The sequence below is a fragment of the Solimonas variicoloris DSM 15731 genome (assembly GCF_000382285.1).
Lineage (GTDB): Bacteria > Pseudomonadota > Gammaproteobacteria > Nevskiales > Nevskiaceae > Solimonas > Solimonas variicoloris.
The window spans coordinates 84,682-107,546 of record NZ_KB907933.1 but is presented as its reverse complement, the minus strand read 5'-3'; the positions used below and the strand labels follow the sequence as shown (position 1 = coordinate 107,546).

General features: G+C 69.1%; 20 protein-coding genes and 1 pseudogene. 14 read left to right on the top strand and 7 right to left on the bottom strand.

Going from position 1 to position 22,865, the window contains the following annotated elements; all coding sequences use genetic code 11:
- Window positions 1-28: 28 nt before the first annotated feature.
- Window positions 29-1,096 carry a nitrogen regulation protein NR(II) gene (gene glnL, locus H149_RS0111885; protein ID WP_020649982.1) on the top strand — a complete coding sequence of 356 codons (1,068 nt, stop codon included), beginning with the start codon at window positions 29-31 and terminating at the stop codon, window positions 1,094-1,096.
- Window positions 1,093-2,577: a nitrogen regulation protein NR(I) gene (gene ntrC, locus H149_RS0111880; protein ID WP_020649981.1), complete on the top strand. Its 1,485-nt coding sequence runs from the start codon at window positions 1,093-1,095 to the stop codon at window positions 2,575-2,577. Before glnL ends, ntrC begins: the two co-directional genes overlap by 4 nt.
- 450 nt (window positions 2,578-3,027) lie before the next feature.
- Here the strand turns inward: ntrC and H149_RS0111875 are convergent, their stop codons facing one another.
- The gene (locus H149_RS0111875) at window positions 3,028-4,242 is read right to left on the bottom strand and encodes a helix-turn-helix transcriptional regulator (protein WP_211213590.1); all 1,215 of its coding nucleotides are present in this window, start codon (window positions 4,240-4,242) and stop codon (window positions 3,028-3,030) included.
- Window positions 4,243-4,533: 291 nt separating this feature from the next.
- Here H149_RS0111875 and H149_RS0111870 point away from each other — a divergent pair, with 291 nt between their 5' ends.
- Window positions 4,534-4,920 carry a steroid Delta-isomerase gene (locus H149_RS0111870; RefSeq protein WP_020649979.1) on the top strand — a complete coding sequence of 129 codons (387 nt, stop codon included), beginning with the start codon at window positions 4,534-4,536 and terminating at the stop codon, window positions 4,918-4,920.
- Between the two features lies 1 nt (window position 4,921).
- The gene (locus H149_RS0111865; protein ID WP_020649978.1) at window positions 4,922-5,389 is read left to right on the top strand and encodes a nuclear transport factor 2 family protein; all 468 of its coding nucleotides are present in this window, start codon (window positions 4,922-4,924) and stop codon (window positions 5,387-5,389) included.
- Window positions 5,390-5,500: 111 nt separating this feature from the next.
- Here the strand turns inward: H149_RS0111865 and H149_RS0111860 are convergent, their stop codons facing one another.
- Window positions 5,501-6,616 (bottom strand): 3-ketosteroid-9-alpha-monooxygenase, oxygenase component, encoded by a 1,116-nt coding sequence (locus tag H149_RS0111860; RefSeq protein WP_020649977.1) that lies wholly within the window; start codon window positions 6,614-6,616, stop codon window positions 5,501-5,503.
- A 226-nt stretch (window positions 6,617-6,842) separates the two neighbouring features.
- Between H149_RS0111860 and H149_RS0111855 the strand changes: the two genes are divergently transcribed.
- From H149_RS0111855 to H149_RS0111835, 5 genes are all read left to right on the top strand, one after another.
- A complete protein-coding gene (locus tag H149_RS0111855) occupies window positions 6,843-8,348 on the top strand; it encodes a cellulase family glycosylhydrolase (protein WP_154654765.1) in 1,506 nt (501 codons plus the stop codon).
- Window positions 8,349-8,533: 185 nt separating this feature from the next.
- The gene (locus tag H149_RS0111850) at window positions 8,534-9,661 is read left to right on the top strand and encodes a flavin-dependent monooxygenase (RefSeq protein ID WP_051101855.1); all 1,128 of its coding nucleotides are present in this window, start codon (window positions 8,534-8,536) and stop codon (window positions 9,659-9,661) included.
- 77 nt (window positions 9,662-9,738) lie between these two features.
- Window positions 9,739-11,490, top strand: a complete 1,752-nt coding sequence (locus tag H149_RS0111845; protein WP_020649974.1) for an FAD-dependent oxidoreductase — start codon at window positions 9,739-9,741, stop codon at window positions 11,488-11,490.
- 104 nt (window positions 11,491-11,594) lie between these two features.
- A complete protein-coding gene (locus H149_RS0111840) occupies window positions 11,595-12,707 on the top strand; it encodes an MBL fold metallo-hydrolase (protein ID WP_020649973.1) in 1,113 nt (370 codons plus the stop codon).
- A gap of 52 nt (window positions 12,708-12,759) precedes the next feature.
- A complete protein-coding gene (locus H149_RS0111835; protein ID WP_020649972.1) occupies window positions 12,760-13,518 on the top strand; it encodes an SDR family NAD(P)-dependent oxidoreductase in 759 nt (252 codons plus the stop codon).
- Between the two features lie 182 nt (window positions 13,519-13,700).
- On the opposite strand, the gene H149_RS23820 is transcribed toward H149_RS0111835, so the two are convergent.
- The 4 genes and pseudogenes from H149_RS23820 to H149_RS20765 all read right to left on the bottom strand — a co-directional run bounded on the left by H149_RS23820 (window position 13,701) and on the right by H149_RS20765 (window position 16,679).
- Window positions 13,701-14,540, bottom strand: coding sequence for a class I SAM-dependent methyltransferase (locus H149_RS23820; RefSeq protein WP_020649971.1), 840 nt, complete (start codon window positions 14,538-14,540; stop codon window positions 13,701-13,703).
- Between the two features lie 140 nt (window positions 14,541-14,680).
- Window positions 14,681-15,010, bottom strand: a pseudogene (locus H149_RS24390) (nuclear transport factor 2 family protein); the annotation flags it as partial.
- Window positions 15,011-15,015: 5 nt separating this feature from the next.
- A complete protein-coding gene (locus H149_RS0111820) occupies window positions 15,016-15,795 on the bottom strand; it encodes an SDR family NAD(P)-dependent oxidoreductase (protein WP_020649969.1) in 780 nt (259 codons plus the stop codon).
- Between the two features lie 50 nt (window positions 15,796-15,845).
- The gene (locus tag H149_RS20765; protein WP_020649968.1) at window positions 15,846-16,679 is read right to left on the bottom strand and encodes an SDR family NAD(P)-dependent oxidoreductase; all 834 of its coding nucleotides are present in this window, start codon (window positions 16,677-16,679) and stop codon (window positions 15,846-15,848) included.
- A 244-nt stretch (window positions 16,680-16,923) separates the two neighbouring features.
- Between H149_RS20765 and H149_RS0111810 the strand changes: the two genes are divergently transcribed.
- From H149_RS0111810 to H149_RS22215, 4 genes are all read left to right on the top strand, one after another.
- The gene (locus tag H149_RS0111810) at window positions 16,924-19,245 is read left to right on the top strand and encodes a TonB-dependent receptor (RefSeq protein ID WP_020649967.1); all 2,322 of its coding nucleotides are present in this window, start codon (window positions 16,924-16,926) and stop codon (window positions 19,243-19,245) included.
- 90 nt (window positions 19,246-19,335) lie between these two features.
- The gene (locus H149_RS0111805) at window positions 19,336-19,548 is read left to right on the top strand and encodes a hypothetical protein (protein WP_154654763.1); all 213 of its coding nucleotides are present in this window, start codon (window positions 19,336-19,338) and stop codon (window positions 19,546-19,548) included.
- Entirely contained in the window at window positions 19,545-20,264 is a 720-nt protein-coding gene (locus H149_RS0111800; RefSeq protein ID WP_020649965.1) for a YceI family protein, read from the top strand. Before H149_RS0111805 ends, H149_RS0111800 begins: the two co-directional genes overlap by 4 nt.
- A gap of 175 nt (window positions 20,265-20,439) precedes the next feature.
- The gene (locus H149_RS22215) at window positions 20,440-20,757 is read left to right on the top strand and encodes a putative quinol monooxygenase (RefSeq protein ID WP_020649964.1); all 318 of its coding nucleotides are present in this window, start codon (window positions 20,440-20,442) and stop codon (window positions 20,755-20,757) included.
- Between the two features lie 54 nt (window positions 20,758-20,811).
- Here H149_RS22215 and H149_RS0111790 read toward each other — a convergent pair whose 3' ends face one another.
- A complete protein-coding gene (locus tag H149_RS0111790) occupies window positions 20,812-21,675 on the bottom strand; it encodes an SDR family NAD(P)-dependent oxidoreductase (protein WP_020649963.1) in 864 nt (287 codons plus the stop codon).
- 209 nt (window positions 21,676-21,884) lie between these two features.
- Between H149_RS0111790 and H149_RS0111785 the strand changes: the two genes are divergently transcribed.
- A complete protein-coding gene (locus H149_RS0111785; protein WP_020649962.1) occupies window positions 21,885-22,865 on the top strand; it encodes an OmpA family protein in 981 nt (326 codons plus the stop codon).

Here is a 22,865-nt window from a genome sequence, read left to right as displayed (position 1 = left end):
TGGCCTGCATCTTGCGTTCGCTTGCCTGATGAAACTGGGTGTCCGTAGCCGCGTCACGGCGGAAGACGTCATCGATGGCTTGACCACGGCCGTGATCGCTCTCGATGAAGGTCTGCGCGTGTCGACGATCAATTCCGCGGCCGAGGGGCTTTTCGAAGTCTCGCGCCGGCTGGCGCTGGGCGCGCCGCTGGCCGAGGCGGTACCGCACTTCGCGCCGCACGAGGCGCGGCTGCGCCGGGCGCTCGACACCTCCACCGGCTTCATCGAGCGCGAAGCCAAGCTGACCCGCAACGGCAGCGCGGCGGTGACCGTCGATCTGACCACGACGCCGTTCGTGGTCGGGCGCAAGCCGGGCCTGCTGATGGAAATGCTGCCGGTCGAGCGCCAGCTGCGCATTTCACGCGACGGCCTGTTCCAGACGCAGTTCGATGCCAGCCGCGAGCTGATCCGCGGCCTCGCGCACGAAATCAAGAATCCGCTCGGCGGCATTCGCGGCGCGGCACAGTTGCTCGAGCACGAATTTCCGGATTCGCAGCATCGCGAGTACACGCGCGTCATCATCCGCGAGGTCGACCGGCTGCAGAATCTGGTCAACCGCATGCTGGGGCCCAATCGGGCGCCGCAGAAGACGCTGCTGAACATTCACGAACTGCTCGAGCACGTGCGCCGTCTGGTGCAGGCCGAGGCGCCGGCAGGTGTCGCCGTGCTGCGCGATTACGACCCCAGCATTCCGGAGCTGGCCGTCGACCGCGAGCAGATCATCCAGGCGGTGCTCAACATCCTGCGCAACGCCCTGCAGGCGGTCGGCACGCAGGGCACCATCACGCTGCGCACGCGGACGCGACGCCAGCTCACGATCGGCCCGACGCGGCACAAGCTCGCGGTGCAGATCGACATCGAGGACAGCGGCCCCGGCGTGCCGCCCGACATGATCGAGAAAATCTTCTATCCCATGGTGACGACGCGGGCCGAAGGCACCGGTCTGGGCCTGCCGCTGTCGCAGTACCTCGTGCACAGCCACGGCGGCCTGATCGAGTGCCGCTCGCGGCCCGGTTGCACGGTCTTTTCCATCTATCTGCCGATTGAAACCGCATGAACGCCCTCAACGTGTGGATCGTCGATGACGATGAGTCGATCCGCTGGGTCATCGAAAAATCGTTGAGCCGCGCCGGCATGCAGGTCACCAGCTTTCCGGGCGCCGCCGAACTGCTCGACGCGCTGGCAGACGCAGCGCCCGACGTGCTGATTTCCGACATCCGCATGCCCGGTGTCGACGGCCTGACCCTGATGGGCCGCGTGCGTGCCGCGCATCCCGAGCTGCCGGTCATCATCATGACCGCGCATTCCGACCTCGATGCGGCGGTCGCCTCGTACAAGGGCGGCGCGTTCGAGTATCTGCCGAAGCCGTTCGACGTCGACGGCGTCGCCGACCTCGTGCGCCGCGCCGCGCGCAAGCGCGAGGTGCCGGACGAGACGCCGGCCGAGCCGCCAGCGACGATGATCGGCGAAGCGCCGGCGATGCAGGACGTGTTCCGCGCGATCGGCCGCCTGTCGCAGTCGCACATCACCGTGCTGATCACCGGCGAATCCGGCACCGGCAAGGAACTCGTCGCGCGCGCGCTGCACACCAACAGCCCGCGCGCCGCCAAGCCGTTCATCGCCATCAACACCGCGGCGATCCCCAAGGATCTGCTCGAATCCGAATTCTTCGGCCACGAGCGTGGCTCGTTCACCGGCGCCGCCACGCAGCGCAAGGGTCGCTTCGAGCAGGCCGACGGCGGCACGCTGTTCCTCGACGAGATCGGCGACATGCCGGCCGATTTGCAGACGCGGCTGCTGCGCGTGCTGTCGACCGGCGAGTTCTATCGCGTCGGCGGCGTCGCGCCGGTCAAGGTCGATGTGCGCGTGATCGCGGCGACGCACCAGGATCTGGATGCTTTGGTGCGCGAGGGGCGTTTCCGCGAGGATCTCTATCACCGCCTCAACGTCATCCGCATTCGCATCCCGCCGCTGCGCGAGCGTCCCGAGGATATCCCGCAGCTGGCGCGCTCGTTCCTGCTGCGCGCCGCCGAGGAGCTGAAGACCGAGCCGAAGCGCCTGCGCGCGGATGTGCTGCAGAAGCTGAAGGTCTTTCCATGGCCGGGCAACGTGCGCCAGCTCGAAAATATCTGCCGCTGGCTGACGGTCATGGCGCCCGGACAGGATGTGCACGTCCAGGACCTTCCGCCGGAGTTGCTGCAGGCGTCGGCGACGCAGCCGGCCGTGCGGCCGGTGCCGGCGATGGCCGCGCCGCCGCCGCCGGCTGCTTCCGAGCTGGCGCCGGTCGCCGCCGCCGCGATCCCCTCAGCCGCCGATGCGAGCTGGAATCTGAGTCTGCAGGACTGGGCGCAGCGCGAGCTGGCGTCCGGGCACAGCGATCTGCTCGGTACCGCGGTGCCGCTGTTCGAGCGGACGATGATCGAAGTCGCGCTGGCGGCCACCAAGGGCCAGCGTCAGGAGGCCGCCAAGCGACTGGGCTGGGGGCGCAATACCCTGACGCGCAAGATCAAGGAACTCGGCATGGGCGAGGACGAGTAACGGCCGCGTCTCCTTCGTGGGGATGCGGGCAATTCGTATCGCCTGTGCGCGCAGCGCGATCAGCATCGGCGAACGCCGATCGCCTCATGGGCGCAAGCGGCACAAGCGAAGCGGGAACTGTGGAGATGCTTCGCGGAACGCGAAGCCTTGGGTGATACAGCGGCGGGCCTGATGCCGCCGCATTCGCCATCCTTGGCGCGACGGTAGATCGACCCGATCCACCGCCGCGCTTGGCCGGCAGGACGTGCACTACCGCGTCCTGCCGGCCAACGCCGATCCCTGGCGGGAGCGAAGTGGATGCCGCCGTGCGGCCTGAACCATCCTTGGTCTGCCACGCTCCCCGAACGCACTGTAATGGTTCTTTTTGTGCGACGAAGCTGACCGAATGCCGACGCGGCGTGTCAGCAAATGCTGACACGCGCGCGTCGGGGTTTCTCGGATCTGTCGGGATCAGCCGAGGCTCAGCACGCTGTTCAGCAGCAAACGGACCAGCATCGTCTGCCGGGTCACGCCCGTCTTGCAGAAGATCGAGCGCAGATGCGTGCGGGCGGTGTTGCGGCGCACGCTCATCTTCTCGGCGGCTTCGTCCAGCGTGTAGCCCTCGGTCAGCAGCAGCGCCAGCGAAGCCTCCATGCGAGTCAGTCCGAACAGCCGGCGCACCAGCTCCTGCGAGGGCTGCGCGGCGTTGGCTTCCGGATCGCGCAGGAACACGGCGACGGCCGGGCGCAGCTTGCTCTCGGACCAGCGGCCGAGCGGAATCGCGCGAACCAGGATGCCGAGCTTGGCGCGGCCCGACGGCCGGGTGACCGCCATCGCCTCGACGACGCCCGGGCCCTCGGCATCGCCGGTGCCGGCGAGCGCCGTGCGCAGCATGCGCTGCAGGTCGCGGCTCTCCTGGCTGCTCTCGATGCACAGATTGTTGCCGGACAGCCAGATGCCGTCGCGCTCGGCGAGGATGCGGCGCGCTTCCTGATTGGTCTCGACGATGTTGCCGTTCTGATCGAAGCTGACCATGCCGAGCAGCATGCGGTTGACGGTGCCGGCGAACAGCGCCCGCTCGCACTCGAGAAAATCGAGGCGCGCATGCAGCTGGATCGCGCGCTTGAGGTGCGGCAGCAGCAGACGCACCAGCGACTTGTCTTCCGCCGAGAACGGCGCGGCGTCCGGACCGCGCGTGATGCGCAAGCGGCACTCGATGCCGTCCTTGGTGTAGATGTCGGCGCCGATCAGATGGCGCACGCCGATCGGTTCGAGGAACTCGTGGAAGTACTGGCTCTGCATCCACTGCGGGCCGATCAACTCCTCGGCCGAGAACACATCGCCTTCGGCGAGGCGCACGAACGGGTCGGCGGCAAAGAAATGGGTCTCGTATGATTCGACCCCCTGCGCCGTCGTCGGTCCGGTATTGATCATGATGCCGGTGCTGTCGGACGACGGCGGACGCAGCATCAGCGTGACGTGCGCGGCGCGCAGCATGTCGCGCAGCTTCATCATCGCGGTCTGCCACGGCGGTGATTCGGTCGGACCGTCGTAGATCGCGCCGAGCAACTGGTCGATCTGGTCGAGCGGTACGGGTTCTGAACTGCGCGGGCGACTGCCGATGACGGCGCGCTTATTGGCGGCGACGCTTCGCAGGCCGGACATCTGTTCGGCGGATACAGCCATGGTTCCCTCCTCCATTCGGTATGTAGGCCCGTCTCTCGCTGTCCTCTGATGGGACTTTCGCGAATAGATTCTCGAAACGGACCGGCCGGCAATGAATAGACCCATCGCGGGGGCGCGTCAAGCGCCGTGGCGCCGCGCGCGATGGCGATGATGCGGTTTTACTAGCGGCTTCGTCCGGACGGATGATCCGCGGGCAGCAGCCGTGCCGCGAGCATGCGAATCCGGGCGGCCGCGCAACCGACAGCGCGCTGTCCGCCCGCCAACCGGAATCCGCGAACAGGAGAGCAGGCAGTGCCGAGCGAAAAGACGATGAAGGAAGCCATGCAGGCCTATATCGATGGCTTCAACCGCTCGGATGCGCAGGCGATCGCGGCCCTGTATGCCGACGACGCGAGCGTCGAGGACCCGGTCGGCAGCAAGCCGCGGCACGGCAAGGCGGAGATCACCAAGTTCTACGAGATGTCGATCGCGACCGGCGCCAAGCTCAAGCTCGCCGCGCCGATCCGCGGCTCGCACGGCAATGCCGCGGCGATGGCCTTCGACGTCGCGCTCAAGATGCCGGAAGGGCAGGCGATCATTCGCGTCATCGACGTGATGACGTTCAACGACGAAGGCAAGTTCAGCTCGATGCGCGCGTACTGGGCGCCGGGCGACATGGAAGTCATCGGAGGTCAGTGAGATGAACGCCGCCCTGCAGCAGCTGATCGACCGCAGCGAACTCGAGCAGCTCGTGCTGCGCTACGCCTACGCGATCGACGAGCGTGCCTTCGCGCGGCTCGACACGGTGTTCACGGCGGATGCGTACATCGACTACCGCGCGATGGGCGGCATCGACGGGCGCTATCCGCAGATCCGCGACTGGCTGCCGCAGGCGCTCGGCGTGTTCCCGGGCTACATGCACTTCAACGGCAACTTCCTGTTCGAGATAGACGGCGACACCGCGAGCGGCAGGATCGCCTGCTTCAACCCGATGGTGCTGCCGAAGGCCGACGGCACGGCGGGCGAAGGCGAGACCATGTTCCTCGGCCTCTGGTATCTCGATCGTTATGTGCGCACGCCGGATGGCTGGCGGATCAGCGAACGCCGCGAGAAACGCTCTTACGACTTCAACATGCCGGCGGCGTTCAAGCAGGCGATGCAGCACTAGCATGGCGGTCCGGCGCGTCCGGCCGCGACGCGCGGTTTTCCGAAAAACTGCTGCCCACGAAAAAGCCCGCGGCTCTGCCGCGGGCTTTTCGTTTGCCGCGCCAGCCTGCGCTCAGGCGTTGGCGACCATCGGCAGACTCGCTTCGCTCTGCGCGCGCATTTCGTCCGGGGCCGGCTCCATGCCGCGCGGCACGTGAATGCCCTCGACCTGCTTGAGGAACTCCTGCTTCTGCGCGCGCGGGTTGTAGAACTGCTTGTACCAGGTCCGCTGCTTGCGGAAGGCGCCGTCGCCCTGCACGAACATGCCCTGGATGCACGGCCGCTTGTGCTTCCACACCTCGAAGTCCTGCGCGAACGCGGCGAGCGCCATGTCCTGGTACTGGCGTGCGGCCGCGTGATCGGCCGCAGTCGCCGCGCCGCCGCTCGCCGATTTCACGAGCAGGGCATGCCAGACATAGCTGGAGCCGTCGTCGACCGGCGTATGGGCGATGAAGATGTACGAGTCGTAGAGGCCGCTCATGCGCGTGATCAGGATGCTCGGGCCGTGGTAGACGGCCTCGGTGACGAGCATCGGACCGCCCTGCGCGACGAGCGTGCGGTGGCCGCCGCCCATGCGCTGGATCGCCAGGTGACCGCGGAACTCGTTCTCGAAGAACTTGGTGCGCGAGCCATGCACCGGCCCGAAGTGCGCAGCGTCGGTGATGTTGTCGACGATTTCCTGCGGGTGCGTGTCGATCTTGCCGAGATCGTCGAAGGTCCAGTGCGTCCACGCCGCATCGTTCCATTCCTGCAGGAACGGTGCGTCCCACTCGGGCTCGCCGCCTTCGGGATCGTGCCAGACGAAGACCGCGCCCATGCTTTCGACGACCGGCCATGAGCGCACCTTCGCGGCCGGCGGAATCGGTCCGGTCGAGTACGGAATGTGGTTGCACTTGCCGTCCGGTCCGAAGCGCCAGGCGTGATACGGGCAGCGGATCGAATCGCCTTCGACCGCGCCGTCCTGCGCGACATAGGACGTGCTGTTGCGCGCCAGATGCGTGCCCATGTGCGGGCAGTAGGCATCGAGCAAGATCACCTTGCCGCTGTCCTTGCCGCGATACAGCGCGAATTCCTGGCCGAGGAAATGCACGCCCTGCGGCTGATCGGTGACCTTCGCTGATTCGGCGACCATGAACCAGCCGCGCGGAAAGGTGAATTCACCGAGGTTGTAGTCTTTCGAGCAGGCCATCTGCCGGCGCTCCTTGGCTCAAACAAAATCGAAATGGGGCATCGCCGCGACGGCGACCGTCGCGGCCAGTGTGGGCACAGGCCCCAGGGGTCACATCACCCGTTTGAACGAAGTGACGCGGCGCTGACAAACCTAGCGTTTCGTTCGACAAAAGCAGCCTGCGCGCCGGTGCGATGCATGCGGCCGCCAGGCGGCGGACAAGACGGGAAGAAAAGGGGGAGGACGCATGCGAATCATCGCTCGCGCGGCCGTGCTCGCACTGTGCGCCGGCTTGCTGTCCTGCGGCGCCAGCCGCGAAAGCGCGAGCAGCGCGGATACGACGCCGCAGCTGCGCCGCGACGGACGCTTCCTGGTCGACGCGCAGAATCGCGTGGTGTTGCTGCACGGCGTCAACCTGGTCTGGAAGGAAGCGCCGTACGTGCCGCCCGCGGATGCCGAGGGCTTCACGGCCGCCGACGCCGATTGGCTCGCGCAGTACGGCTTCAACGCGGCGCGCATCGGCGTGCTGTGGACCGGCGTCATGCCGGACGCCGCCGGCGTCGTCGATCATGCGTATCTCGACGCCTGGCATCGCGTCGTCGGACTGCTCGCCTCGCGCCACATCTGGATGCTGTTCGACTTCCATCAGGACATGCTCGGGCCGATCTACCAGGGCGAGGGCGTGCCGCCCTGGGCGGTCGACGCCGTCGTCGGCGACCTCACGGCGCTGCTCGGCGCGCCGAGCCTCGGCTTTCCGTTCAACTACTTCACGCCGCAGGTCTCGCAGTCCTTCGACAATCTGTGGAAGAACGACGGCGCGGTGCGCGACGGCTTCCGCGACGCCTGGGTCGCGGTCGCGCGACGCTGGAAGGACCAGCCGTACTCGATGGGCTACAACCTGTTCAACGAGCCTTGGGCCGGCCTCGAATACCCGAGCTGCCTGATCCCGCTGCTCGGCTGTCCCGCGCACGATCGCAAGGAGCTGCAACCGTTCTTCGAATACGCGCTCGCCGGCATCCGCAGCGTCGATCCGCACCAGCTCGTCTGGTTCGAGTCGGAGCCGCAGGGCAGCAGTCTCGGCACGCCGAAGGGCTTCGTGCCGGTCGACGGTGAAACGCAGCTCGGCTACTCCTTCCACTACTACTGCCCGCTGGCGGCGCTGACGCAGGCGGTGCAGCTCGGCCTGCTCGATGCGCTGCCGGTGTCCGGCACCTGCGCGGGCTTTGCGCGCGCCTCGCTGCGTGAAGCCCGCGACCAGGCCGAGCGCATGAACGGCGTCGAACTGCTGACCGAGTTCGGCGCCACCGACGATCTCGACATCCTCCGCCAGACCACCGCCACGGCCGACGCGCAGCTGATCGGCTGGCAGTACTGGCAGTACAAGAACTGGCGCGATCCGACCACGACCTCGCAGGGCAGCGGCGCGCAGGGCCTGTTCGCCGACGACACCGACCTGGCGAGCGTCAAGGCCGACAAGCTGCGCGTGCTGGCGCGCACCTATCCGCAGGCCACCGCCGGCATTCCGCAGGCGCTGTCGTTCGATCCGGACACGGCGGTCTTCGAGTACCGCTACACGCCGCGCGCGGCCGGCGGACCGACGCAGATCTACGTGCCGCTCGCCGTGCATTACCCGAACGGCTACCGCGTCGAGCTTAGCGGCGCGCGCGTGCGCTCGGCGCCCGATGCCGCGCTGCTGGAGCTCGACAACGACGACGGCGCCACGCAGGTCGAGGTCCGCATCGAGCCGCGCTGACGCGGCCTGCACTGGCGTGCGCGCTCGTCATTTCGGACGAGGCCCGGGGCGCCGAATTCTGTGAAAAAGGCAGCCGCAAACAAAGCCGCCGACGTTCGCGGCGGACGAGGAGATCCATCGTGCAGAACCAAGCCCCCAAGACCGTTCCCATCAGCCCCGACGTGCTCGTCCAGCGCGCGCGCGACATGGTGCCGGTGCTGGCCAGCCGTGCCGCGCAAACCGAAGCGCAGCGCATGGTGCCGGTCGAATCCGTGCGCGAGATGGAGGACGCCGGGTTTTTCCGCGTGCTGCAGCCGAAGCTGTACGGCGGCTACGAGATGGATCCGCAGGTCTTCTACGACATCGTCATGACGCTCGCCGAGGGCTGCATGTCGACGGCATGGATCTACGCCGTGATCGGCGTGCACAACTGGCAGATCGCGCTGTTCGATCCGCAGGCCGCGGCCGACGTCTGGAAGGACGATACGAGCGTGCGCATCGCCTCGACCTACATGCCGAAGGGCCAGGTCAAGCCGGTCGACGGCGGCTTCCGCTTCTCCGGCCGCTGGGGCTTTTCGAGCGGCTGCGACCATTGCGACTGGATCTTCCTCGGCGGCCTGATCTTCAACGAAGGCCAGCCGCCGGAGTACCGCACCTTCCTGCTGCCGAAGTCCGATTTCGAGATCGTCGACACCTGGCACACGATGGGCCTGAAGGGCACCGGCTCGAAAGACATCGTCGTCAAGGACGCGTTCGTGCCGGAGTACCGCACGCACAAGGGACTCGACGGTTTCATGGGCACCAACCCGGGCCGCCACACGTTCACCGCCGATCTGTACAAGCTGCCGTTCGGGCAGATCTTCGTGCGCGCGGTATCGTCGGCGGCGATCGGCGGCCTGCAGGGCGCGCTGAACGCCTTCATCGACTTCGCCAAGGTGCGCGTCGGCGACATGGGCAACAAGACTTCGGAGCAGCCGCCGGCGCAACTCGCGGCGGCCGAGACCGCGGTGGCGATCGACGAGATGAAGCTGGTCTTGCACCGCAACTTCGACGTGCTGATGGGCAAGGTGCGCGCCGGCGAGCCGCTCAGCGACATGACGCAGCGCGTGCACTTCCGCCATCAGGCGGCGCAGGTCGTCGACCGCTGCGCCAAGCACGTCTACCAGCTGTTCTCGGCCTGCGGCGGGCGCGGCATCTTCACCGACTTCCCGCTGCATCGCTACCTGCTCGACATCTACGCGGCGCGCGGGCACTACGCCAACAATCCGGACCAGTTCGGCCGCAACTACGGCGCCGTGCTGCTCGGCCGCGACAACACCGACGTGTTTCTGTGAGTGGAACGTCGATGGGAACGTCCTGTTCAAGACCGCGCCATCCCTGGCGCGGACTTTCAAATTAGGCGGGTGGCGACATGGGCGTGAACGAAGCGGGCGGCTGGGATCAGGAATACGACGTCATCGTCGTCGGCTCCGGCGGTGGCGGCATGACGGCGGCGCTGTGCGCGAGCGGCCAGGGCCTGTCGTCGGTGGTGATCGAGAAGTCCGACCAGTACGGCGGCACCAGCGCGGTGTCCGGCGGCGGCATCTGGATTCCCTGCAACGACGACATCGCCCGCAGCGGCGGCCATGACTCGTACGAGGAGGCGCTGACCTACCTGAAGACGGTGATCGGCGACGCGGTGCCGCAGGAGCGCATCGAGGCCTACCTGAAGCACGCGCCGGAGATGGTCCGCTATCTGGCGAAGACCTTCGACGTGCACTACCACAACGTGCCGAAGTATCCGGACTACTACCCGAACCAGCCCGGCGGCAAGGAAGGCTGGCGTTCGATGCAGCCGGATGCGTTCGACGCGACCAAGCTTGGCGCCGAGTTCGAGCGGCAGCGCGAGTCCTTCAAGGGCACGCTACTGATGGGCCGCATCGCGATGGACCAGATCGAGGCGCACACGCTGTTCTCGCGCGGGCGGGGCTGGGTCGGCCTGACGCTGAAGCTGGTGCTCAAGTACTGGCTCGACATCGGCTGGCGTCTGAAGACGCATCGCGACCGCCGCCAGGTGCTCGGCCAGGGCATGGTCGCGGCGCTGCGCTACGCGATGATGCAGCGCGGAGTGCCGCTGCAGCTGAATACCGGCATGGAGGCGCTGATCGAGGAACCGTCCGCCGGCGGCAACCGCGTCGTCGGCCTGAGCGTGCGCCAGAACGGCCGCACGCTGCGCTACCGCGCGCGCCGCGGCGTGATCCTGGCGTGCGGCGGCTTCGAATCGAATCAGCAGATGCGCGAGCAGTATCTGGCCAAGCCGACGACCACCGAGTGGACCGCGGCGCCGCCGATCAATCACGGCGACGGCATCCGCGCCGGTCAGGCGCTCGGCGCCGGACTGGCGCTGATGGACAAGGTCTGGGGCTCGCCGACCGTGCGCAAGCCCGGCGCGCCGCAGCAGATCACGCTGTTCGTCGAGCGCGGCATGCCCGGCTGCGTCGCCGTCAACCGCAAGGGCCGCCGCTTCGTCAACGAAGCGGCCGCTTATCCGGACTTCCGCGACGCGATGTACGCCGACGACGCCAAGGGCAACGGCTGCGTGCCGTGCTGGCTCGTGTTCGACGCGACCTTCCGCTACAAGTATCCGATGGGCATCTTCCTGCCCGGCCAGATCGAGCCGGATTCGAAGCTGCCGAAGGACTGGCTCGACAAGGTCTACTACCGCGCCGACACGGTCGAGGCGCTGGCGCAGAAGATCGACGTCGATGCCGCCGGCCTCAAGAGCACGATCGCGAAGATGAACGAGTACGCGCGAACGGGCGTCGATCCGGAATTCCACAAGGGCGAGACCGCGATCGACCGCTACTACAGCGATCCGTCGGTGCAGCCGAATACCTGCCTCGGTCCGATCGTCAAGCCGCCGTTCTACGCCGTGCCGCTGTGGCCGGGCGAGATCGGCACCAAGGGCGGGCTCGTCACCGACGCGCGCGCCCGCGTGCTGCGTGAGGACGGCAGCGTGATCGCCGGCCTCTATGCGATCGGCAACACCTCGGCGGCGGTGATGGGGCCGACCTACGCGGGCGCCGGCTCGACGCTCGGCCCGGCGATGACCTTCGGCTATCTGGCCGCGCGCGATCTCGCGCAGACGGCGGCGGCGGCCGACGACGTCAGGGCCGCGGCCTGAAGACGGCTGCGGCTCTGGCTGCCTGCCGTCGCGGGCTGCTGCTGCTGGCGGCGCTGCTGCTCGCCGCCTGTTCGGCGACCGAGTCTCCGTCCGGCGCCTCGGCGGTGAACCAGGGCGACGTCGCGCCCGAGGCCTGGCAGGCGTTGCCGCCACCGCCCGCGCCCGGTGTCGACGTGCAGGCGGCGCGCGAGCGCATCCTCGGCGCCGACGCCACCGATCCGGCGACCGTCAAGCTGTGGTGGTACGGCGTCTCGGGTTTCATCGTCGCCGCCGGCGGGCATCTGTTCCTGTTCGACGCCTGGGAGTCCGTCGGTCTGCAGAAGGACTATGTGCCGATCGGGCGCGAGGAGCTGGTCGCGATCCAGCCCGAAGCGATCTTCGTCGGCCACGGCCATTTCGATCATGCCGCCGATGCGGGCTACATCGCCGGGCAGACCGGCGCCGCGCTGATCGGCAGCCGCACGGTCTGTACGACGGCGCGCGCGCGGGCCGCGCAGCTCGAGGCGAGCGTCCCCTTCGCCTGCCTGGTCGTCGGCGACGGCGACACGCCGCCGCCCGGCGCGGTGCAGAGCCTGCGCGTCTGGCAGGACCTGCCGCCGCTGCAGGTCATCCGCCACGTCCATTCGGCGATGGATCCCGCGGACCTGCTCAGTGGCGGTCTGCCGCTGATCTACAGGCCGGAGCTGCTGAGCTACGTCGAGCACCTGAATACCGATCCGCGCGAGCTCGCGATGTTCGCCGCCGCCCTGCTCGACGACGGCGGCGTCGGCGAACCGACCGGCGGCACCTGGGCGTATCAGCTGCGCGTCGGCGATTTCAGCCTGCTGTGGCACGACTCGGCCGGGCCGATCGGCGACGACGCGCCGGACGGTCCGGCGCTACGGGCGGCGCTGGCGCAGCTGCCGGACTGCGTTGACGTGCAGCTCGGCGCCATCGTCGGCTTCGGCACCCTGACCAGCGGCCTGCGCGACTCGCTGCTGTACGTTGCCGCGGCGCATCCGCAGGTTTTTCTGCCAAATCATCACGACGCGTGGGCGCCGGTTCTCGGCGGCGGCGCGGCGGCCTACGAACGGCCGTGGCGCGCGGCGCTGGCGACGCTCGACGATCCGCCCGAGCTCGATTACCTGCGCGACCCCGAGGACTACCTGCGGCCGCGCACGTTCCGCGTCGACGATCCGCGCTGGCGCCGCGCCTGCGCGGCTCATCCGCGCGCATGAGGTCGCAGCGCGGCGGCGCACCGATCATGCGGCGCATCCGGGAGAAGACAACGTGAAAAGACTCAGCGGCAAGGCGGCGCTCGTCACCGGCGCCGGGCAGGGAGTCGGTCAGGGCATCGCCTACGCGCTCGCCGCCGAAGGCGCGCGCGTCGCCGTCACCGGCCGCACGCTCGCCAAGCTGGAGACCACGGTGGCCGAGATCGGCCGCCGCGGCGGCACGGCGCTGGCGGTCGAGTGCGACGTCAAGGACGCGGCCTCGCTGCAGCGCGCGGTCGCGCGCACGGTCGAGGCCTTCGGCGGCCTGCAGATCCTCGTCAACAACGCCCAGGAAGTGCCGCTCGGCACGCTCGAGCAGGTCGACGAAGCGGCGTTCGCGGCCGGCTGGGAATCCGGCCCGCTGGCGACCTTCCGCCTGATGAAGCTCGCCTACCCGCACCTGAAGAAGAACGGCGGCAGCATCGTCAACCTCGGCTCGCCGGCCGCCAAGCGCTGGGACATGAGCGGCTACGGTGCCTACGGCGCGGTCAAGGAAGCGATCCGCCAGCTGTCGCGCGCCGCCGCCTGCGAATGGGGCAAGGATGGCATTCGCACCAACGTGCTGATGCCGCTCGCCGATTCGCCGGCTATGGCGTGGTGGACGCGCGAGCGGCCGGCCGAAGCGGCGGCCTTCGTCGCCACCGTGCCGATGCAGCGCGTCGGCGCCTGCGAAGCGGACATCGGCCGCTTCGTCGCGACCCTGTGCTCGGACGACTGCGCCTACATCAACGGCCAGAGCATCGCCGCCGACGGCGGTCAGGCGTTCCTCGGCTAGAAGCCTCTGAAAAAGCGCATCCATCGTCACGGCGAGGTGCCGCAGGCGACGAAGTCATCCCGCGGTACATGACGCCGGTAGCGTCTTTGCATCGCCGCGGCCGCTGCACGACCTCGCGATGACAGCGTTTTGCAGACCTTCCTTGATCGACGCGGCGCCGTGAGCCGCGTCCGCTCGCCGGTTCAGACCCAGGCTTGCAGCACGCGCACGGCGTCGCCGCCGCGCGTCTGCGCGTACTCGCGCGTCGCCGCGATGGCGTCGGTCTTGATCGCCCGCACGCGGGCGAAGCCGGCCGCCTTCATCGTGCGGCTGACATCGGCCGGCGATTCGAAGTGGACGTGCATGCGGCCTTTGACGAACTTGCCGAGCAGCGCGCCGAACGCGGCGAGTGCCGGATGGACCTTGCGTTCCTGGAAGTAGAGATCGCTCAGGTAAACGCCCTGCGGGAAGCCGCGCAGCGTCGCGGCGATCCGCTCCCAGACGCCGCGCGCGGTGTCGGCGTCGAGATAGTTCATCAAGCCTTCGGTGATGATCGCGGTGCCGACCTTGGAATCGAGGCTGGCGGCGACGGCGGCGAGCGAATGCGGACCGCTGTCGGCGAGCGCGTCGAGCACGACCACGCGGTGGCGTTCCGAGCGCGCGCTGGCCTCTTCGAGCATCGCGTCCTTGGTCTGCGCCATCGCCGGCAGATCGGTTTCGAGATAGCGCAGGCGCTTGCCGTAGCGGCGCATGAACGACCAGCCGCGCGGCGACAGGCCGGCGGCGATTTCGATGACCTGGCCGACGCGGCCGGATTCGATGGCCTTGGCCAGCTGCGCGTCGATGCCCTTGTGCCGCGCCAGCATCAGCGCCTCGAGCGAGTAGCCGCTGAACAGCCGCGCGGTGCGCGACAGCAGCTCGAACGCGAAGTCGATGCGCCGTCCGCGCGCCGTCGCGAAAGCCTCGTGCGAGAGTCCGTGCCGGTACCAGAAATAGCCGGTCGCGTAGGCGGTCGGGCTGATCTGCTCGGATGCGTTTTCCATCGGCGGCTCCTGGCCAGAAGATTCAGGGGGGCGGTCGGCTCGTCCGCCGCGGCGGACGACATCCAGCTCTTCTGCTGCACGCGTTCGCGGATGCGCCAGCCGTCGGCGCCGCGCAGCAGCCTGTCGTGGTACCAGAGGCCGCTGAAGGTGGTCTGCAGGCGGCCGTCGGCGCTGCGCGCGGTCAGCGCGACCTGCGCGGCGGTCTGCACGCGCGCGCGGTCGCCGTCGAGCGTGATCCACAGCGTCGAGATCGCGTGCTGGGCGCCGTGCAGGCCGCGCAGGATCGGTTCGAGGAACGCGCGCAGCGTGGCCGGATCGCCGCGGGGACCGCCGAAGGCGGTGAAGTCGAGGCGCGCGTCGGCGGTGAACAGGCGCTCGAACGCCGGCCAGTCCTGGCGGTCGAGCGCGTAGCAGTAGCGCACCAGCAGATCCTCGATCGCCAGGCGATCGCCGATTTCGCGAAGGTCCATCGCCGTCACACGCCGGGGGCGCCGGGAAAGCCGACGTAGTACTGGCCGGTCAGCATGCCGCCGTCGACGGCGATCTCGGCGCCGCACAGATACGAGGATTCGTCGCTGGCCAGGAACAGTGAGGTGCGCGCCACTTCGTCGGGCTCGCCGACGCGCTGCAGCGGCACCATCGCGTAGCGCTTGTTGACCTCGGCGCGCGCCTCCGCGTACGGATTGCCCATCGCCGTGTCGATGCCGCCGGGATGCACCGAGTTCACGCGCACGCCCTTGTGCCCGTACTCCATCGCCGCGACGCGCGTCAGGCCGCGGATGCCCCACTTGCTCGACGCGTACGCGCCGAGGCCGTTCGCGCCCTTCATGCCGTCGACCGAGGAGATGTTGACGATGCTGCCGTGGCGGCGGCCGACCATGTGCTGGCCGACGATCTTCACGCCGAGAAAGCTGCCGACCAGGTTGATGTCGATCACGCGCTCGAAGTCGGCCTTCGAGGTTTCGGCGATGGTGCGGAACAGCAGCACGCCGGCGTTGTTGATGAGCACGTCGACGCCGCCGAAAGCCGCCACCGCGCGTTCGAGCACGCCGTACCAGGCGTTCTCGTCGCTGACGTCGTGATGGACGAACAGCGCGCGCTCGCCGAGCTCGGCGGCGAGCCGCGCGCCGTCGTCGTCGAGCACGTCGCTGATGACGAGCTTCGCGCCCTCGGCGGCGAACAGGCGCGCGGTCGCGGCGCCCATGCCGCGCGCGCCGCCGGTGATGATGGCGACCTTGTTTCTCAGGCGGGACATGCGTTTCTCCTCGTGTGATGTGGGTGTATTCGCGATCGGCGGCGGTGCGTTCAGGACGGCACGGCGGCGAGCGTGCCGGCGTCGCCGATCACGGTGCGGCCGTCGAGCGCGTGCAGCGGCGCCTGCAGCATCTGCAGCAGCGCGCGGCTGCAGATGCAGAGCCCGGTGAGCGGGCTGCTGATCAATTGATAGGCGGCTTCGGCCATCAGCTCCGGCGCTTCGAGCCAGTCCGGATGCTGCGCGCCGAGCTGGCGCGCGGTGTCCGTCGCGCCCGAGGTGAGGGCGATCTTGTACGGCGCCAGGGCGTTGACGTGCACGCCGCTGCCGTGCAGCTCGGCGGCCAGCCCGAGCGTGTAGCGCTCCAGCGCCGCCTTGCTGGCGCCGTACAGCGTCAGCGCATGCACGAGCCTCGCGGGCCCGGGATACGGGATCGGCGGCTGCCGTGCCATCTCGCTGCTGAGGTTGACGATGCGCCCCCAGCGGCGCTCGCGCATCGCCGGCAGCGCCTGCTGGATCAGGTCGACCGGCGCGTCGAAGTTGACGGCGAAACCGGCGAGGCGCGCGGCGAGATCGATGCGGCTCGGCGGCGCGTAGGCCGGAATCGCCGCGGCATTGTTGACGAGGATGTCGATCGGCCCGAACGCAGCCGACGCGCGCGCCACGAGTCCGTCGCGCTCGCCGGAGCTGGCGAGATCGCAGCACAACGCCTCGGCGCGGCCGCCGGCGGCGACGATCGCTGCGACGGTTTCGGCGAGGCCGTCGGTGGAACGTGCGCTGCTGCTGGCGACGATGGCCGCGCCATGCGCGGCGAGCCGAAAGGCGATCGCACGGCCGATGCCGCGCGAAGCGCCGGTGATCAGGACGACGCGTCCGGTAAGCGTCATGCGCAAGCCGACTCCAGCCGGCGCCGCGACGCGGCGCGATGCGGCATCGTGTCATCGCCGGGCGGCGCGCATCCTCGTCCGAACGTGCGAGCGCGGCGCGAGGTCTAACCCTTACGGACGAAGGCCGCGACCGCGCGTTGCGTCGACGATACGTCGGCCAGCGCTGCCGCAACGAACGGCGCGCGGTGGTGCCAGTGGACAGGAGTGTCCGCAGCTGGCGCCGACGACACACACGAGGAGAGTCATGGTCCGTATCGATCGACCGCGCCGTCTCGGCGCTGCGGCGGCCCTGCTGCCGCTGTTCGTCACCCTCTCAAGCCCGGCCCAGCAGACGGCCGCCCCACCTCCACCATCCCCCGCGAATCCGGCGCCGGCCGCCGACGACGGCAAGATCGCCGAGATCGTCGTCACCGCGCAGCGCCGCGAGGAGAAGCTGCAGGAAGTGCCGCTCGCGGTGACCGCGCTCGGCGCCGAGCAGATCCAGGATCGCGGCATCCAGAACGTCACCGACCTGTCGGCGCTCGCGCCGGGCCTGCAGATCAGCAAGACCGCGTCGAACTCGACGATCTCGCAGATCACGATCCGCGGCCTGTCGCAGATCAATCCGGCGATCTACTGGGATCCGGCGGTCGGCATCTACGTCGACGGCGTCTACATCGGCAAGGCCCAGGGTTCGGTGTTCGACGTCGTCGATCTCGAACGCGTCGAAGTGCTGCGCGGCCCGCAGGGCACCTTGTACGGGCGCAACACGCTGGCCGGTGCGATCAATCTGGTGACGCGGCGTCCGTCCGGCGAGTTCGGCGGCACGGCGAGCCTGGAGATCGGCAATTACGACGCGGTGACGACGAAGGCCTCGGTCGACCTGCCGAAGATGGGCATCTTCAGCGTCACGCTCGCCGCCCGCCAGGAGCAGCGTGCCGGCTGGGTCCACACCAGCAACGACAGCTCGACCGACGAGCTCAACGACCGCAACGGCAACGGCCTGCGCCTGGCGGTCGACATGGATCTCGCGCCCGGGCTGCTCGGCCAGTACCGTTTCGACCGCAGCATCGTCGACCAGACGCCGAACTGGGACCAGCTGTACGCCATCAACGCGAACCCGAGCCCGCCGGGGTATCCGGACAATCCGTTCGCGCCGGGCGGCTACTTCGAGAGCGTTCCGTCGTACGCCTCGCGCGAGCGCCTCGAGCACGCGGACCTCAACGCGCCGATGTTCGAGAAGGCGCGCATCATGGGTCATGCCTTCACGCTGAGCTGGGATCTCGACGAGCACAACCAGCTCAAGTCGATCAGCGGCTATCGCACCATGGACTGGGATGACTCGCTCGATCTCGACGGCTCGCCATACGACGTCGCCTTCACGCAGCGCTTCACCGACTACCACCAGTTCTCGCAGGATCTGCAGTGGCTCGGCAACAGCGACCGCATCAACTGGGTCGCCGGCCTCTACTACTTCGGCGACGACGGCAAGACCGACAATCCGCAGCACTTCTTCGGCCACGCCGCCAACTACGATTCGCGCTACAGCACCAAGACGCATGCGTATTCGGCTTACGGCCAGATCGACTACAAGCCGGTCGAGCCGCTGACGCTGACCGCCGGCGTGCGCTACACGAGCGAGAAGAAGGAACTGTCGCGCGCGTTCGGCATCCTCGGCACGCCCGACGTCTACCTGATTCCGGAAGGGACGAACGCGTCCAAGACCTTCGACGCGACCACGCCGATGGCGAGCGTCGCCTGGCAGTTCACGCAGGACCTGAACGCGTACTTCCGCTACGCCGAAGGCTTCAAGAGCGGCGGCTTCAACGGCGAGTACAGCAATCCGTACGCCACCGACCCGGACGAGAACGTGCGCGAAACCAAGACGCCGTTCAAGCCGGAGAAGCAGCGCTCGTTCGAGCTCGGCACCAAGACGATGTGGCTGGATCGCCGTGTCGTGCTCAACGCCGCCGTCTACTACAACAAGGCGCGCGATCTGCAGGAGTCGATCTTCCTCGGCTCCGGCGCAGCGGCGTCGAGCGTGCGCAACGCCGGCAAGGCGACGATCTACGGCGCCGAACTCGAAGGCCAGGTCGCGCTATGGTCGGGCTCGCGGCTCGGCTTCAACTACGCGTACCTGCATCCGGAGTACGACGAGTTCATCGACGCCGGCCAGGACGTCGCCGACAACCGCGCCTTCGTGCATGCCCCGAAGCACTCGGCGAACGTCTATCTCGACCTGCGTCTGGCGCGCCTGCAGCTCGGCGAGCTGCGCGCACTGCTCGACTACTCGTACACCGGCGCGTTCTACACCTACGCCTACCAGCTGCGGCCGACCGACCCGAGCAAGCAGGTCGCCGGCGATTCGGAAGTGCCGGCGACGAGCCTGCTCAACCTGCGCGTGTCGCTCGGCGGCGTGAAGCTCGGCGACAGCGCCAGCGGCGAGCTGGCGCTGTGGTGCCGCAACCTCACCGACGAGGATGCGCCGACCAACTTCATCGACTTCGGTCCCGGCTTCAGCAGCCTCACGGTCGCCAACTTCAACGATCCGCGCACCTTCGGCGTGACCGGCATCGTGCGCTGGTGAGATCCGCTTGCCCAACTCCGGCCCGCCACTGGCGGGCTTTTTTTTGCCTGTGCGATGATGGCCGCGACCCGCCGCCTTGCCCGCGCCACCATGCCCACGCCCGCCGCCCTGTTCGCGATGATCCTGTTCAGCCTGATCGGGCTGGCGGCGATCCGTTACGGGCGCCGGCTGATGGCCTGGGAGCCGATCACGATCGGCGTCGCGCTGCTCGTCTATCCGTACTTCGTCGACCGCACCTGGCTGCTCTACGGGCTCGGCGCGGCGCTGTGTCTGTCGCTCTACGTGTTCAGGCCCTCGCGATGAGCCGTCCCGCGTCGCCGTTCCGCCGCACGCCGGCACTGCTGGCCGGCGCCGCCCTGCTGCTGGCGGCCTGCGCCGCGCCGGCACCGCAGCCGGCAGAGGCGCCGGGCGCCGCCGAAACCTATGCGCCGCCGGCGGCCGACGGCGCGGCGCTGTACCGCATCGATGCCGACGCCTCCGAGGTCGCGATCTACGCGTTCCGCGGCGGCCGCGCCGCGCGCTTCGGCCACAACCATGTGCTGGCTGCGCCGCAGCTCGAAGGCGTGGTGCGCGTGCCGGACGCCGCGGCGGGCGCCGCGCAGTTCGCGCTGCGCTTCTCGCTCGACGCGCTGCGCATCGACGATGCCGCGCAACGCGCCGCGACCGGCGGCAGCTTTGCGTCGGCGCGCTCGGCGCAGGACATCGACGGCACGCGCGGCAATCTGCTCAAGAGCCTCGACGCGGCGCGCTATCCGCAGGTCGTGATCCGCTCGCTCGCCGTGCATGGCGACTGGCCGGTGCTGGTCGCCGACGTGGCGATCTCGCTGCACGGCGTGCGCCGCACGCAGACCGTGCCGCTGCGCGTCGAGCGCGACGAGCGCCAGTTGCGCGCGCGCGGCAGCCTGGCGATCCGCCAGAGCGACTTCGGCATCGCGCCGTTCTCGATCCTCGGCGGCGCGCTGACGGTGCAGGACGTTCTGGCGATCGAGTTCGATCTGCTCGCCCGGCGCACCGACTGAAAGTGCGCGTGCTCGGCGCCCGCGTGCTCATTCGCCGGGCGCTTTGCAGGAATGAGCAAGGATGCGGCAGGGCCGGGTATTCGCCGCGCGCGCCGCGCCGCCTAGCATGGCAACCGTCGTACTCGCTGTCGCGCGGTGCGGCACCTTCGGTTGTATGCCCTCGACGGAGTTTCCCATGACCGTGACCCACCTCGCTTTCGTGGTGGCCAAGCCGGCGCGCGGCGCGCTGCTCGGCCGCCTGCTGACCGAACTCGCCGCCGTAGCCGGCACCGAGCCGGGCTGTGTCGACTTCGCCGTCCACCAGTCCACCGACGATCCGGCGCTGTGGTTCCTTTACTCGAACTGGCAGTCGAGCGAGGCGCTGCGCCGCCATCTCGACCTCGGCGAGGGCGCGCGCTTCGCCGCGGCCGTGGCGCCGCTGGTCGAGCAGGGCATGGACGTGCACAGCTTCGTGCGGCGCGGCGGCTTCGTGCCGACGCTGGCGGCGGCCTGAACGCCGCGCGCGCCGCCGCGCTGCGCCACCGGCCGGCGTGCTGCGGCGCGCGTGCTATTCGACGATCGCCGGATGCGCCTGCTGCGGCCCGCCGAGCATCGGCCGGTGCGACGGTGGCTGGCGGCCTTCGTCGCTGATGCCGTACTCCAGCGCCAGCTCGGCGCCGATCAGCACCTGGCCGGATTTCTCGGCGCGCTTCGGATCGCGGTACAGCGCGCCGATGACGTGGCCGGTGAATTCCGGCGTCTCGGCGATGTCCCAGAAGCCCGCGTACTTCTGCGGATCGGCGTCCATCACACGCCGCGTGCGGTCGGTGCGCAGCATGCCCATCCAGATCGACGCGGCGGCGACGTTGTACGGCTTGAGGTCGACCGCCATGTCCTTGGCGAACTTGTCGACGCCGACCTTCTGCGCGCCGTAGGCCGGGCCGTGCATGTAGCAGCTGGCGCCGAACGAGGACGTGAAGGCGATCAGGCCATTCTTCTGCGCGACCATCAGCGGCGCGGCGTACCAGCTGGCGACGTAGGCCGAGCGCAGGCCGACGTCGAGGATGTCGACGAGGTCGAGCGGCTTGGTCCAGAACCCGCCTTTCTCGATCAGCTGGTCGTGCAGGAAGGTCGCGTTGTTGACGAGGATGTCGAGCTTGCCCTGCTCGCTGCGCACGCGCTCGAACAGCGCGCGGACGTCGGCGTCGCGGCTGTGGTCGCAGGCGACAGCCATGCCGTGGCCGCCGGCGCGGCTGACCTCGGCGGCGGTGCCGCCGATCGTGCCCGGCAGCGCCGCGTCGCCCTCGTGCTGCGAGCGACCGGTGACGTAGACGGTCGCGCCTTCGGCGCCGAGCGCCAGCGCGATGCCCTTGCCGGCGCCGCGCGAACTGCCGGTGACGACGGCGACGACGCCCTGCAGCGGTTTGCCCATGTTCGTTCTCCTCTGGTGCGGGTGCTGCGCTCGGCAGCGAAGCCGCAGCCTGCCGAAACGCCGGCGGCCGAGCCTCATCCGAACGTGCGAAGGGCGCGTTGCACGGCGTTACACGGGCGGTCACGCGCGGCCGCTATGCTGCGCCGGTCATTGCGGGCGGCCGGCGCGGCGTCCGCGGCACCGATCATTTCCTGCCCTGTGTGAACCCCATGCTTCGTCGCCTGTGCGCCTTCGTCTTCGCTGCCTGCTGGGCCGTCCTCGCCGTCGCTGCCGACGTGCCCGTGCGCGACGTGCCGGGCGGGCGCGACAGTCCGATCGTGTCGCGCTTCCAGGGCTCGGTGCTGATCGGCTACCAGCAGCAGGACTACGCGAGCCTGGTCGTGCCGCTCGGCGCCTACGACGAGGCGCGCGCCGAGCATTTCGCCGCCAGCGAAAGCGTCGAGGGGCGCCTGACGCGCATCGCCTACGCCGCGCCCGACGGCAAGTCGGCGCTGGAAGTGCTGCGCAACTTCGAGCAGGCGCTGCGCGGCGCCGGCTTCCAGATCCGCTTCGAATGCCTCGCCGAGCGCTGCGGCGGCTTCAAGTTCTCGCGGGCGCTGGCGGTGCCGGCCACCGCCGCGATGCGGGGCGACAATGCGGCGATGGACGATCTGCTCTACGCGGCCAACGGCAACGTGCTGGCGCTGAGCGCCCGCCTCGACCGCGCCGGCGGCCGCGTCGACGTCTCGCTGCTGGTCAGCCAGGACGAGCGGCGCCGCGCCGGCATCCTGCTGCAGACCGTCGAGGCGCGGGCGATGGACGCGCAGCAGGTCAGCGTCGACGCGCGGGCGATCGGCCAGGGCATCGCGCAGCAGGGCCACATCGCGCTCTACGGCCTGCGCTTCGCCAACGACAGCGCCCGCCTCGATGCATCCTCGCAGGCGACGCTCGCCGAGATCGAGAAATTCCTCAAGGCGTCGCCGCAGATGAAGGTCTACGTCGTCGGCCACACCGACAACAGCGGCACGCTGGCGCACAACCTGCAGCTCTCGCAGCAGCGCGCCGAGGCCGTGGTCGCCGCGCTGCTCGCGCGCGGCATCGCCGCTCCGCGCCTGGCGGCGAAGGGGCTGGCCGCGTACGCGCCGGTCGCCGGCAACGGCGACGCGGACGGACGCGCCCGCAACCGCCGCGTCGAGCTGGTCGCCCAGTAG

What these genes read in the sequence shown, in the direction of transcription:
- ntrC (WP_020649981.1), top strand. Translation starts at nt 1,093, where the DNA reads ATGAACGCCCTCAACGTGTGGATCGTCGATGACGATGAGTCGATCCGC.
- H149_RS23820 (WP_020649971.1), bottom strand. Translation starts at nt 14,540, where the DNA reads ATGGAAAACGCATCCGAGCAGATCAGCCCGACCGCCTACGCGACCGGC.
- H149_RS0111845 (WP_020649974.1), top strand. Translation starts at nt 9,739, where the DNA reads ATGGGCGTGAACGAAGCGGGCGGCTGGGATCAGGAATACGACGTCATC.
- H149_RS20765 (WP_020649968.1), bottom strand. Translation starts at nt 16,679, where the DNA reads ATGACGCTTACCGGACGCGTCGTCCTGATCACCGGCGCTTCGCGCGGC.
- H149_RS0111875 (WP_211213590.1), bottom strand. Translation starts at nt 4,242, where the DNA reads ATGGCTGTATCCGCCGAACAGATGTCCGGCCTGCGAAGCGTCGCCGCC.
- H149_RS0111820 (WP_020649969.1), bottom strand. Translation starts at nt 15,795, where the DNA reads ATGTCCCGCCTGAGAAACAAGGTCGCCATCATCACCGGCGGCGCGCGC.
- H149_RS0111805 (WP_154654763.1), top strand. Translation starts at nt 19,336, where the DNA reads ATGCCCACGCCCGCCGCCCTGTTCGCGATGATCCTGTTCAGCCTGATC.
- H149_RS0111865 (WP_020649978.1), top strand. Translation starts at nt 4,922, where the DNA reads ATGAACGCCGCCCTGCAGCAGCTGATCGACCGCAGCGAACTCGAGCAG.
- H149_RS0111785 (WP_020649962.1), top strand. Translation starts at nt 21,885, where the DNA reads ATGCTTCGTCGCCTGTGCGCCTTCGTCTTCGCTGCCTGCTGGGCCGTC.
- H149_RS0111850 (WP_051101855.1), top strand. Translation starts at nt 8,534, where the DNA reads ATGGTGCCGGTGCTGGCCAGCCGTGCCGCGCAAACCGAAGCGCAGCGC.
- H149_RS0111860 (WP_020649977.1), bottom strand. Translation starts at nt 6,616, where the DNA reads ATGGCCTGCTCGAAAGACTACAACCTCGGTGAATTCACCTTTCCGCGC.
- H149_RS0111800 (WP_020649965.1), top strand. Translation starts at nt 19,545, where the DNA reads ATGAGCCGTCCCGCGTCGCCGTTCCGCCGCACGCCGGCACTGCTGGCC.
- H149_RS0111790 (WP_020649963.1), bottom strand. Translation starts at nt 21,675, where the DNA reads ATGGGCAAACCGCTGCAGGGCGTCGTCGCCGTCGTCACCGGCAGTTCG.
- glnL (WP_020649982.1), top strand. Translation starts at nt 29, where the DNA reads ATGAAACTGGGTGTCCGTAGCCGCGTCACGGCGGAAGACGTCATCGAT.
- H149_RS0111855 (WP_154654765.1), top strand. Translation starts at nt 6,843, where the DNA reads ATGCGAATCATCGCTCGCGCGGCCGTGCTCGCACTGTGCGCCGGCTTG.
- H149_RS22215 (WP_020649964.1), top strand. Translation starts at nt 20,440, where the DNA reads ATGACCGTGACCCACCTCGCTTTCGTGGTGGCCAAGCCGGCGCGCGGC.
- H149_RS0111810 (WP_020649967.1), top strand. Translation starts at nt 16,924, where the DNA reads ATGGTCCGTATCGATCGACCGCGCCGTCTCGGCGCTGCGGCGGCCCTG.